At 71.1% G+C, this 12,436-nt stretch carries 8 protein-coding genes; 6 read left to right on the top strand and 2 right to left on the bottom strand.

Annotated elements, in window-relative coordinates; translation table 11 throughout:
* Window positions 1-326: 326 nt before the first annotated feature.
* Window positions 327-1,535 carry an MFS transporter gene (locus QSK45_RS27585; RefSeq protein WP_285561592.1) on the bottom strand — a complete coding sequence of 403 codons (1,209 nt, stop codon included), beginning with the start codon at window positions 1,533-1,535 and terminating at the stop codon, window positions 327-329.
* A gap of 94 nt (window positions 1,536-1,629) precedes the next feature.
* Between QSK45_RS27585 and QSK45_RS27580 the strand changes: the two genes are divergently transcribed.
* The 6 genes from QSK45_RS27580 to QSK45_RS27555 all read left to right on the top strand — a co-directional run bounded on the left by QSK45_RS27580 (window position 1,630) and on the right by QSK45_RS27555 (window position 10,592).
* Window positions 1,630-2,472, top strand: a complete 843-nt coding sequence (locus QSK45_RS27580; RefSeq protein WP_285561591.1) for a helix-turn-helix transcriptional regulator — start codon at window positions 1,630-1,632, stop codon at window positions 2,470-2,472.
* A gap of 432 nt (window positions 2,473-2,904) precedes the next feature.
* Window positions 2,905-4,245 (top strand): nucleotidyltransferase family protein, encoded by a 1,341-nt coding sequence (locus QSK45_RS27575; RefSeq protein ID WP_285561589.1) that lies wholly within the window; start codon window positions 2,905-2,907, stop codon window positions 4,243-4,245.
* Between the two features lie 36 nt (window positions 4,246-4,281).
* Complete coding sequence (locus QSK45_RS27570; protein WP_285561587.1) at window positions 4,282-4,998, top strand: SDR family oxidoreductase; 717 nt, start codon at window positions 4,282-4,284, stop codon at window positions 4,996-4,998.
* Window positions 4,999-5,090: 92 nt separating this feature from the next.
* On the top strand, window positions 5,091-7,196 hold the full coding sequence (glgX, locus tag QSK45_RS27565; protein WP_285561585.1) for a glycogen debranching protein GlgX: 2,106 nt from the start codon (window positions 5,091-5,093) through the stop codon (window positions 7,194-7,196).
* Entirely contained in the window at window positions 7,193-9,355 is a 2,163-nt protein-coding gene (locus tag QSK45_RS27560; RefSeq protein ID WP_285561583.1) for an AGE family epimerase/isomerase, read from the top strand. Before glgX ends, QSK45_RS27560 begins: the two co-directional genes overlap by 4 nt.
* Before the next feature lie 43 nt (window positions 9,356-9,398).
* Window positions 9,399-10,592, top strand: coding sequence for an IS701 family transposase (locus QSK45_RS27555; protein ID WP_285561581.1), 1,194 nt, complete (start codon window positions 9,399-9,401; stop codon window positions 10,590-10,592).
* Between the two features lie 66 nt (window positions 10,593-10,658).
* Here QSK45_RS27555 and QSK45_RS27550 read toward each other — a convergent pair whose 3' ends face one another.
* Window positions 10,659-12,320, bottom strand: coding sequence for an ABC transporter family substrate-binding protein (locus QSK45_RS27550; RefSeq protein WP_285561579.1), 1,662 nt, complete (start codon window positions 12,318-12,320; stop codon window positions 10,659-10,661).
* Between the last annotated feature and the right edge of the window lie 116 nt (window positions 12,321-12,436).

Below are 12,436 nucleotides of genomic sequence, written 5' to 3'. Positions count from 1 at the left end.
CATCGACCCCACAGGTTTCGGTAACATTTCGTGTTGAATCAGTGGCGTGAAGTCACGGAATTCGAACGACGGGACCCTGGAACTGGGCGGCGACCACTCCTGGGGAGTCGTCAATTGGCTGAAAATGAGCGGTTATTTAATCGTCCGGAAACATTCCGACACGGCCGCCCCGGACCCCCGTCATGACTCCCCGTGTTCATGTGGTGATCACCACCGCGATCGGCGGGCCGAGGGCACGCACGCGAAAGCCGGCGACCGGCAGTCTCCTGCCGGTCGCCGGCTCAGGCGCCTCGGGGCGGGCGAACCGCCGGGCCGTTCCCCGGGGTTCAGGACTCCGGGGCCGGGCGCGGGATCAGGGCGTGCACGACGCCGGCCAGGAGGGCGATGCCGACGCCGGTCAGGCACAGCACCCGGGCGGTCACGCCGTGGTCGACCAGGATGCCGCCGAGGGCCGCGCCGAGGGCCTGGCCCAGGTAGATGCCGGAGGAGTTGAAGGAGATCACGACGCTGGGCAGTGTCGGCGCGAGCGCGGTCAGCCGGTGGTTGTTCGGCGTGGCCACGGCCCAGCCGGCGGCACCGTTGAGCACCATGACGACGATCACGACGACCATCGAGGTACTGACCGTGAGCGCCGCGAGGGTGACGATCAGCAGGGCGATGGCGATGGTGAGAGTGCGTGCGGCACCCAGCCGGTCGGTGAGCCAGCCGCTGCCGAAGGAGCCGAAGATGCCGCCGACACCCCAGGCGAGCAGCGCGGTCGCGAGGCCGGTGCCGTGGATGTGGGCGATCTGCCCGAGCACGGTCGCCGTGTAGGTGTAGACCATGATGCTGGCGCCGCTGGCCAGGAGCATGAAGGCGACGATCGCCACGACCCGGCGGTTGGCCAGCACGGCGAACCGCTGCGCGAGCGGGATCGCCGGCGGGATCGGCAGGCCGGGCAGCACCAGCAGGACGCCGAGCAGGGCCAGCGCGCCGACGGCCGCGACGAAGACGAGGCTCGCCTCCCAGGAGAGGTGCTGGCCGATGGCGGTGCCGACGGGGACGCCGAAGACGGTGCCGACGGTCAGGCCGCCCAGGATCACCGACAGCGCGCGGCCGCGGCGGGCGGGCCCGGCGAGCGCGGCCGCGGCAGCCGAGGCGTTCGGGGTGTACAGGGCCGCCCCGAGGCCCGCGACGACGCGTGCCGTGAGCAGTAAGGGCAGGTTGGGCGCGGCGGCGGAGGCGAGGTTGGCGAGCACGAACAGCGCGAGCGCGACCGCGAGCAGGGGCTTGCGGGGCAGCCGGCTGGTCAGCGCGGCCAGGAAGGGCGCCGCGAGCCCGTAGGTCAGGGCGAACGCGGTGATGGTCTGCCCGGCGGCGCCGGTGGAGATGTGCAGGCCGTGGGCGATCTGCGGGAGGATGCCGGCCAGGACGAAGGAGTCGGTGCCCATGGCGAACGAGCCGAGGGCGAGGACGGCGACGGGCCTTCCCCAGGCGGGCGAAGACGAGGCGGGGGCGGGGCTGTTGATACCCGCGGTGGTGGATGACGTGGTCACGGGAACAGAGTGCGCCGCCTCGTGAAGCGGGTACAGAGGGGCAGTCATGCTGGTGTAATGACCACCAGGACAGGGCCGTTCGGGAGGTGCTTGTATGACCGACATGCAGCGTGAGCTTCTTGCGGCGTTCCTGCGGTCCCGGCGGGAGGCGCTCTCCCCCGAACAGGCCGGGCTGACTCCCGGGCGGCGGCGCCGTACCCCGGGGCTGCGCCGCGAAGAGGTCGCCCAGCTGTCCGGCGTGAGCCTGACCTGGTACACCTGGCTCGAACAGGGCCGGGACATCCGGGTGAGCCGGCAGGTCCTCGAGGCGCTCGCGCACACGCTCCAGCTCACCCGGGCCGAGCGTCGGCACCTGTTCACCCTCGCGGAGACGGCACTGCCGGCCGAGCGGCCGGAGCCGGTCGCGGTGAACCCGACCCTGCGCAAACTGGTGGAGACCCTCGACCCGTTCCCGGCGCACGTGATCAACGACAACTGGGACCTGCTGGCGGCGAACCGCGCCTACGCCTCCCTGGTCGGCGGTCTCGAACAGTTGCCGCAGGAGGAGCGCAACAGCATCTGGCTGCTGTTCACCCGGCCGCAGATGCAGTCGCTGCTGGTCGACTGGCAGCGCGAAGTCCGCGACATCCTGGGCCAGTTCAGGATCTCGGTGGGCCGCAACCCCGACGACCCGCGGACCGCGGCGCTCATCGACACCCTGACCCGCTCCAGCAGCCAGTTCCGCGCGCTGTGGTCCGAGCACCCCGTGCAGGCGTTCCGGCCGACCCTGAAGCGCTTCAGCCATCCGACGGCCGGGCGGCTGGACCTCAACTACACCAAGCTGGACGTGGCGGACACGCCGGGCCAGCACCTGGTGGTCTTCATGCCCGCCGCCGAGGAGGACGAGCGGGCCCTGGCGCGGCTGGTCGCCGAGTCCGGCCAGGCGGCCCTGCTGTAACGGGGACGAGTCCCGTCGTAGCGGGGCGGCCGTAGCGAGGCGGCCGTGACGCCGCGTCCCTGACGGGGAGTCCCGAGGCGTCCCCGGCGGGGCGCGCGGCGAGGCGCCCGTGGCGGCGGAGCCACGCCGTCGCGCGCGCCCGCCCGCACCCCACCGCTCGATCCCCTACCGCCCACGCCCACCCCGGAGCGGCCCCCACCCCGGAGCGGCCCCCACCCCGGAGCGGCCCCCACCCCGGAGCGGCCCCCGCCCCGGTGCCTTCGCGCGCCCGAGGACACCACGCCCACGCCGGTCCTCCCCCGCCCTGGCGGAATCCCACTTGACTGCCTGCCACTGCGTCAACCTGCGAAAATGACAGAGCAGTTGACTCCACATGACTCGTGCTGTTGAATCACTTTCATCGACAAGTCGGCCTGGAGGGCGGGACAAGCGATGGGGGACGACAGCACGGTCGGCATCATCCTGGCGGGCGGCAGGGGGGAGCGGGCGAAACCCATCACCCTCCAGTCGGCCGACTACATCCGCAGCAAGGCGCTCATTCCGTTCGCCGGCAGGCCACTCATCGAGTGGATCGTGGAGGCCTGCCGTGATCAGGGCATACGTCGCTTCTACGTGGTCGCGCAGGGGATGGAGAACCGCAGTCAGATCAAGCTGGTCCTCGGTCACGGAGAGCGCCACGGCGTGGAGATCGACTACTCACGGGCCCGCTTCGACCCGTACAACGTCGGCTCGGGCGCGGCCACCCTGCACAACCTGGAACAGTGGAACCTGACGGGGACAGCGCTCGTGCTCCCCGTCGACTCGCTGTTCGAGTTCTCGCTGGAGAGGCTGCTCACCGCCCAGCGGAACACCGACGCGGTGGTCACCGTGGCCGCCGTCTCCCGCACCCCCGAGGTGATCGCCGGCAAGTACGGCGTCATGCGGACCACCCCCGAGCACCTGGTCTGCGGCTTCCTGGAGAAGCCGCGCCTGTCCGTCATCGAGCGGGAGTTCCCCGAGATCACCCGGCCGGGCGGACCGCGCACCCTGGCCACCAACGCCGGGATGTACCTCATCGACTGCGCCCGGCTCCGGCTCGCCGCGCGCACCCCCGAACTCATCCGCCTCGCCCAGCAGCGCCTCGACTGGGGCAACGACCTGCTGCCGCGCCTCGTCGGCCTCGGCCACCCGGTGGCCGTCGAACCCATCGCCCGCCTGGGCGACCTGGGCAACATCCACGACTACCTGGACACCCTCGGCGACGCGCTCAACGGGCTCTACCCGCAGCTGGACCGCGCCCTCGGCGCCCCGCTGAGCACGAACCCGCGGTACTGGATCCACGAGTCCAGCCTGCGCTCCAAGGACCACATCACCGGCACCACCCTCGCCCAGAAGATCGCCGAGGGCAGCGTCGTCATCGGCCCCGGCGTGCGCATCGGCCGGCACGTGGAGGTCGGCGCCGGCGTCCGGCTGCGCGCCACCGACGTCGGCGACGGTGTCGACCTGCACGAAGGCGCCCAGGTCGAGGGCAGCGTGCTCGGCGACTCCGCCGTCATCGGGGCGTACGCGCACATCAGCGACTCGTACGTGGGCCCGATGGTGCAGGTGCGCTCCGACGCCCGCGACCCGGTCCGGCTCGAAGCCCTCTCCGCCGTCGGCGACGGTGCCCAGCTGTGGTCGGGCACCCGGCTGTCGGGCGTCAGCGTCTATCCGCGGCTGCGCGTGCCGGCCGTCTCCGGCGTGCCCAGCGGCACCCAGCTCACCAGCTCGGACGACGTCCTGCGGTGGGTGTGAGACCCACACCCCCGCCACCCCCCTCAGGAGAGCACCGTGAACACTGCCATCGCCGTGATCGGCGGCACCGGCCGGGTCGGCCGGATCGTCACCCGCAAGTTACTCGACCGCGGGGAGAGCGTCCGCGTGATCGGCCGCAGCACCGAGCGCGCCCGGCGCCACCTGCCGCCCCGCGCCCGCTTCTTCCTCGGTGACGTACGCGACCCGCAGTCCCTCTCCGTCCCGCTGCGCGACTGCTCGGCCGTCGTCTACACGGTGGAGCCCGGCACCGACACCACCGGACCCGACAGCCCGCAGAGCACCCTGCACTCCGGTGTGCTGAACACCCTGGACGCGCTGCTGCGCCAGGACGCCTTCGGGCGCGCCCAGTTCGTGCTCGTCAGCCAGCGCCATGTGACCCGCCCCGAGCACCCGATGAACGCCTACGGGCGGATGCTCGACTGGCGCCTCGCCGGCGAGAACGCGGTCCGCGCCTCCGGGCTCGACTACACGATCATCCGCCCCGGCTGGCTGACCGACCGGGCCGAACTGGCCGACGACGGCCGCGTCCACCTGGAACAGGGCGACCGCCGCGACGGCTACGTCGCCCTCCAGGACGTGGCCGAGGCCTGCGTGCAGGCCCTGTACTGCCCGTCCGCGAAGGGCCTGACCTTCGAGATGCGCAACGGCGCGGGCAACCCGCCGGGCGACTGGGAGCAGTTGTTCGCCGGGCTCAGCGCCGACGAGTCCGTGCCGGCGCGCGCCCTGGCCTGACCCCGGTCCGCCGCCGGACCGGACCCCGCAGACCCCCATCGTCGTCACACCGGCACCCGTACACCCCCATTGTCGTGAAAACGGAGACCACCATGACCGAGGCGCCGCAGATCTCGGCGGGACGCCCCCAGCCTCTGGGTTCCACCGTCGTCGACGGCGGAGTCAACTTCTCCGTCTTCTCCGAGCACGCCACCCGCGTGGACCTGCTGCTCTTCGACAAGTGCGACGACCCGGAGCCCTCGCAGACCATCCACCTGCACCCGGACAAGCACCGCAGCTTCCACTTCTGGCACTGCCATGTCGCCGGGATCGGCGCCGGGCAGGTCTACGCGTACCGGATGGACGGACCGCGCGACCCCAAGCGGTCCGGCACCCGCTTCGACCACCGCAAAGTGCTGCTCGACCCGTACGCCCGCGCCAACATCAACTCCCGCTGGAACCGCACGCTCGCCATCGGCCTCCAGGACAACGTCGAGACGTGCATGCGCAGCCTCGTCGTGGACCTGGACGACTACGACTGGGAGGGCGACCAGCCGCTGCGCACGCCGATGCAGGACACGGTCATCTACGAGATGCACGTGCGCGGCATGACGGCCTCCCCCACGTCACGGGTCGCGCACCCGGGGACGTTCTCCGCGGTCGTGGAGAAGATCCCGCACCTCAAGCGGCTCGGCGTCACCGCCGTCGAGCTGCTGCCGGTCTTCGACTTCGACGAGACACAGGTCCTGCGCGCCGGTCCGGACGGCACCCCGCTGCACAACTACTGGGGCTACGACCCCTACGGCTTCTTCGCGCCGCACACCGGCTACTGCACGTCGCCCCATCTGAACACGCACATCGCGGAGTTCAGGGACATGGTCAAGGCGCTGCACCAGGCCGGCATCGAGGTGATCCTCGACGTCGTCTTCAACCACACCAGCGAGGGCAACGAGTTCGGCCCGACCATCAGCTTCCGCGGCCAGGCCAACGAGGCGTACTACCACCTGTGGCCGCAGGACCGCAGCCACTACATGGACTTCACCGGCTGCGGCAACGCGGTCAACGCCAACCATCCCTTCGTCGCCAAGTTCATCATCGAGTCCCTGGAGTACTGGGTCACCGAGCACCACGTCGACGGCTTCCGCTTCGACCTGGCCTCCGAACTGTCGCGAGGCGACCAGGGCTACGAGATGGCGGTGCCGCCCGTGCTGTGGGCGATCGAGCTGTCCAAGGTGCTCGCCGAGACGAAGATCATCGCCGAGCCGTGGGACGGTGGCGGCCTCTACCAGGTGGGCCGCTTCCCCGGGAAGCGCTGGGCACAGTGGAACGGGCCGTTCCGGGACGACGTACGGCGCTTCGTGCGCGGCGACGCCGGGGTGGTCGGCGATCTCGCCAAGCGGCTCGGCGGCTCCGAGGACCTGTTCGGGCCGCAGAAGGAACTGCCCACCAACAGCATCAACTTCGTCACCTGTCACGACGGCTTCACCCTCAACGACCTGGTGAGCTACGACCACAAGCACAACTACGCCAACGGCGAGGCCGACACCGATGGCGCGCACGAGAACTTCAGCTGGAACTGCGGGGCCGAGGGCCCCAGCGACGACCCCGCCGTGGAGCGGCTGCGGGTGCGGCAGATCAAGAACCTGCTGTCGATCATGATGCTCAGCAGGGGCGTGCCGATGCTGCTGGCGGGCGACGAGTTCCGCAACAGCCAGAGCGGCAACAACAACGCGTACTGCCAGGACAACCCGACGTCCTGGCTGGACTGGGAGCAGGCGGAGAAGGAGGAGGAGACCTTCGAGTTCACCCGGCGCCTGATCGAGCTGCGCCGCCGCTACCGCACCTTCCGCGCACCCCACTTCTACACCGGGCACCTCAACTCCAGGCAGCTGCCGGACATCACATGGCACGGCACCCGACTGGAGCAGCCCGGATGGGAGGACACCAACGCCCGAGTCCTGGCCTGCACGCTCGGCGGGTTCCACGGCGATCCCGACCTGCATCTGATTCTGAACATGTACCACCTGGGACTGGACTTCGAGCTGCCGAGGGTCCGCGGACACCGCTGGCACCGCGTCCTCGACACCGCCCAGGCCGGCCCGCGCGACCTCCTTCCGGCCGGCCAGGAAGAGCGCCACGACGACGACACCTTCCACGCCCAGGGCCGCAGCGTCGTGCTGCTCGCGGCCCTGCCTGAAGCGAAGGAAACCCCCCGATGAGTGGAACCGCAGCACGTCGCCGCACGTTCTCCGACACTCTCGCCGGTTACGTCACGTACTTCAGCCCCACCGGCCGCCGCTTCGGTCTGCGCACCTCGGACGACCGGGAGTTCACCGTCCACCTGTCGCACAACGTCGCCTCCCGCATCGTGCGCAACCTCGGCGACGCCTACCGCGACACCACCGGCGCCACCCTGGACATGCTCGCCGAGGGCCGCTACCTCTTCGCGTACGGCATCCACTACGAGTGGGAGGACGGCGAGCGGTTCGAGGCGAAGGAGATCACCTTCCCCGAGGAGCGCCGCGGCAGCTACGTCTTCGAGCACCCGTCCTGGTGGGTCCAGCAGGCGGCCGCCATCGCCGACTTCTACCTGCGCGGCCACTTCCCCGACGGCACGTACGACTGGCGCAACTTCCGCACGCAGCTGACGCTGCACGGCACGCACCTGCCCGACTTCGACGGCGAGGACGTGCGCCAGGAGACCGACACCATCTCCCGGCTGGTGTACGGCCTGGCGACGGCGTACCTGCTGACCGGCGAGGACCGCTTCCTGGACGCGGCCGAGTCGGGCACCGAGTACCTGCGCGAGCACATGCGGGTCGCCGACGACCAGGACGGGTTCGTCTACTGGTACCACGGCATCGACGTCACCCCGAACGGCCAGCGCAAGGTCTACGCCTCGGAGTTCGGTGACGACGTCGACGCGATCCCGATGTACGAGCAGATCTACGCGCTCGCCGGTCCCACCCAGACCTACCGGATCACCGGCGATCCGCGGATCCTCAAGGACATCGACGGCACGGTCGCGCTGTTCGAACGGTTCTTCCGGGACCGGGAGCAGGGCGGGTTCTTCTCGCACCTCGACCCGATCACCCTCGACCCCGGCGCCGACTCGCTCGGGCCCAACCGGTCGCGCAAGAACTGGAACTCGATCGGCGACCACGCCCCGGCGTACCTGATCAACGCGTACCTCGCCACCGGGCGACAGGACTTCGCGAACCTCCTGGAGGAGACCGCGGACACGATCGTCGAGCGCTTCCCGGACGAGCCGAACAGCCCGTTCGTGCAGGAACGGTTCCACGCCGACTGGTCCCCCGACCGCACCTGGGGCTGGCAGCAGGACCGGGCCGTCGTCGGCCACAACCTGAAGATCGCCTGGAACCTGACCCGCATCAGGTCCCTCGTGGACAAGGACGGTTACGGCACGCTCGCCGAGCGCATCGCGGAGATCATGCCGGCTGTGGGCAGCGACCAGACGCGCGGCGGCTGGTACGACGTGGTCGAGCGCAAGGCCGACCCGGACAGCGGGATGCACCGCATGGTCTGGCACGACCGCAAGGCCTGGTGGCAGCAGGAGCAGGCGATCCTCGCCTACCTGATCCTGGCCGGCACCACGAACGACCCCGAGCACCTGCGTCTCGCGCGCGAGGCGGCGTCGTTCCACAACGCCTTCTTCCTCGACTACGACGACGGCGGCGTGTACTTCAACGTGCAGGCCAACGGCATCCCGTACCTGCTCGGCACGGAGCGCCTCAAGGGCAGCCATTCCATGGCCGGCTACCACTCCCTGGAGCTGTGCTACCTGGCCGCCGCCTACACCGGCCTGCTCATCAGCAACGACACCCTCACCCTGCACTTCCGCCCGCGCCCCGACGACCTTCCGGAGCGCACGCTGCGGGTCGCGCCCGATCTGCTGCCCGCCGGTTCCGTGGAGCTGACCGGGGTGTGGGTGGACGGGCTGCCGCACCACCACTTCGACGCGAAGGAACTGACCGTCCGGCTGCCCGAGGGCGGCGAACCGGTGCGGGTGCGCGTGGAGTTGGAGGCCGCGCAGATGCGGCTGCGGATGCGCACCGAGTTCGACGGCGGCACCGCGCACGTGCGCTGCGCCGGTGTCATCGACACCGCGGAGCTGGAGAAGTTCCGGCGCATCCTGGCCGAGGTGATGGCGGCCGAGCCCCAGCGCGTGGAGTTCCACCTGTGCGAGGTCGCGGCGATGGGCCGGCCCGCCATCAACGAACTCCTCTTCCAGCGCACCAAGGCCGGGCTCGACGTCGACTTCGTCATCGTCGGCTGCGCCCTGCCCGACGTCGCGGACGCGCTGCTCGCCACCGACGCCTTCCTCCTGGAGGGCGGGGACGCGTGCGCCCATGACTGAGTCCCTGTTCACGCCCTTAGATCCGCACCGCCTTGGGAGCATTGTGTCCTCTCCGACTCCCCCCTCCGCCCTGTCCTTCCAGTCGTACTGCGGCGACCTGTTCCGGGAGCTGGCCCGCTCCGACCAGCGGCGCTGGGGCGAGGTCTATCTGCGCGGCCTGCTGTCCGTGCCCGGCCGCAAGACGCCGACCCGGATCTCCGAGCATGTGCTCGGGCGGCCGGCCGTGCAGCAGCTCCAGCAGTTCGTGCACCAGAGCCCGTGGGAGTGCGGCCCGGTGCGCCGGCAGACGGCGCTGCGCCTGGCCCGAGCCTTCGTGACCGAGGCGTGGTCGGTGGACGAGGTCGTCTTCGTCAAGAACGGCGACCGCTCGGTGGGTGTGGCACGCCAGTACGCGCCGTCCCAGGAGCGCACCGTCAACTGCCAGCTCGCCTGTGCCGTCTCCCTGGTGGGCGCCGGCGGGGGCCTGCCGGTGAACTGGCGGCTGCTGCTGCCGCCCCGCTGGGACGGCGACGAGCAACTGCGCCGGGCCGCGCACGTGCCCCCGCAGGAGCGCTCCAGGCCCCGCTGGCAGTCCGTCATCGAGGCGATCGACGAGATGACCGAGGAGTGGCTGCTGGAGCCGCGTCCGGTGCTCGCGGACTGGCGCCACGAGGCGGAGACCGATCCGCTGCTGTGCGCCCTGGAGGCGCGCGGCCTCGGCTATCTCGTGCAGGTGTCGCCGCGCACCGCCGTCACCATGCCCCGGCCGCACTCCGCGCTGCCCGCGGTGCGCGGCACGGTCGGCGACCTCGCCGAGCACGTGGCCCGGCGCACCGAGCGCACCCCGGTCAGCTGGCACGACCGGGTGAGCGAGCGCAGGCACCGCTCGCAGTTCCTGTCCACGCCCGCGCTGCTGTGCTCACCGCCGGCGGCCGGCCGGGCCACCCCGGCGCACCGGCCGGTCCCCCGCTACCTGGTCACGGACTGGCCGTTCGGGCGGCCCGAGCCGCGCGCGTACTGGCTGACGAACCTGCCGGCCAGGCGGCTCGCCGAGGCGCTGCCGCTGGCCCACCTGCGCTCCCTGGCCGGTGCGGGCCTGCGCCGGCTGCACGAGGACTTCGGGCTCGGGGACTTCGAGGGCCGTTCGTTCCGCGGCTGGCACCACCACGTCACGCTGGCCTCGGCCGCGCTCGGCTACGCGGCGCTGCGCGCGGCGGCGCCGCTGCCCGAGCGGGTGCTCAGCGGCTCCGCGGTCTGAACGGCCGTGGCGCGCCCGTCCGTTCACCACCGGACGGGCGCGCCCGTGGCATGTCCGGCGCGCGGGCTACGACGGTGTCCTCGCCGCCTTGGTCCAGCCGACCTTCGTCCAGTCGATGTCGCCGAGCCCCGGTATCCCGTAGTTGGCGAGCCCTTCGCGGACCGCCATCATCTGCGGGCGCTGGTACAGCTCGATGTCGTGGCCGAGGCTCCAGATCTCGGCGTCCGCCTGGTTGTAGAGCGCCGTGGCGCGTTTCTCGTCGAGGGTGCCGGCGGCCCGGCGCAGCAGCTGGTCGACGGACGCGTCGCCGACCCTGCCGTAGTTGAGGAAGGACTGGGCGCCGCGCGGCCGTCGGTAGATCGACAGGACGTCGCTCGGGTAGGTGAGGTCCACGAAACGGAAGATCGCCAGGTCGAAGCCGCCCTGGTCCAGGTACTTGGCGATGTAGTCGTTCGCGGGCACCTTCACGATGTCGACCTCGATGCCGGCCTGTCCCAGCATCGACTGGACGAGCTGCGAGAGGTCGAGACCGAGGCGGTTGGTCGCCGCGCTGATGACGAACTCGAGCCGCAGCGTCCTGCCGTCCTTGGTGCGCGGCGCTCCGGCGGTCCGCTGCCGCCAGCCCGCCCGGTCGAGGATGCGGCGCGCCCCGGCGAGGTCGTACGTGCCCCACGCCGCGGAGTGGTCGACGTAGCCGGGCTGGTTGGTCATGAAGATGTGGTTGCCGAGCAGCGGCACGCCGACGGGCAGTCCCTTGGCGGCGACGTCCGCCAGCGCCTGCCGGTCCACGGCCTTCTGGACGGCGTGCCGCACGTCGATGTCGGCCAGCGGACCGGCCGCGCCGTTGAGCGCGATGTGCACCTCGTCCCAGGCGGAGCCGCACCTGATGGTGCTGTTCTCGGCGCCCTTCAGCTGTGCGTAGTCCTCGGTGGTGCCGGCGTTGACGGCGTCGATCTCCCCGTTGCGGTAGGCCTGGAGCGCCGCGTTGGGCAGCAGGGTGCGCAGCACGATCCGGTCGAGCCGGGGCCGGGCGCCCCACCAGCCGGGGTCGCGGACGACGGTGGCGGTCTCCGTGGTGTTGTCGAGCGAGGCCGTCCTGAACGGCCCCGCCGTGACCGGGACCTGGTCGAGCCAGCCCTTGTTGAACTGGGCGGGGGTGCCGGTCGCGGAGGCCGGGTACAGGGGGGTGAACAGCCGCTGCCAGTCGGTGTAGGGGGTGCGGAAGACGACCTTCACGTCGTGGGCGCCGGGCCCCTCGCTCACCGAGGCGATCTGGTCGTAGCCGGTCGGGTCGGCGACGTGGTAGCGGTCGTCGCCGAGGCCGATGGCCCGCCACTGGGCGGCGAAGTCCCGGACCCCGAGGGGCCGCCCGTCGGACCAGTGGGCCTTGGGGTTGAGCCGGTAGACCACGGTCTGCGGCGCGGCACGGGTGACCCTCGCCGACAGGAGGTAGTCGGCGTCGGGATGCGGGATTCCCCTGGCGTCGCGCAGGAAGAGGGCGGGTTCCACCAGTTGGACGAGCCGTGCCACCTCGTCGGTGGCGCCGTCGACCTGGTGGATGTTGAGCTGGGTGGGCCAGGCGGGGATGCCGAGGGTGAGGGTGCCGCCGTCGCGGAGTCGGTCGACGGGGGCGGCGCCGATGCCCTGGGCGCCGTACTTCTCGGCCGCCGTGGTCCGCTGCGCGTCCGGTGGGCCGCCGGAGCCGCTGCATCCCACGAGCACTGTCATCACCAACAGTCCGAGAACGGCTCCGGCGCGACGTAATCGGCTCACAAGGTCCCCCTGGTCAATGCGAGAGATCACCAAAAATGCGAACTGACTTACGAACGAACTTGGTTGAATCT

Source organism: Streptomyces hygroscopicus subsp. hygroscopicus (assembly GCF_030269125.1).
Classification (GTDB): domain Bacteria; phylum Actinomycetota; class Actinomycetes; order Streptomycetales; family Streptomycetaceae; genus Streptomyces; species Streptomyces hygroscopicus_C.
Note: the sequence above shows the minus strand (reverse complement) of the source record. Positions and strands in the feature narration are given on the sequence as shown.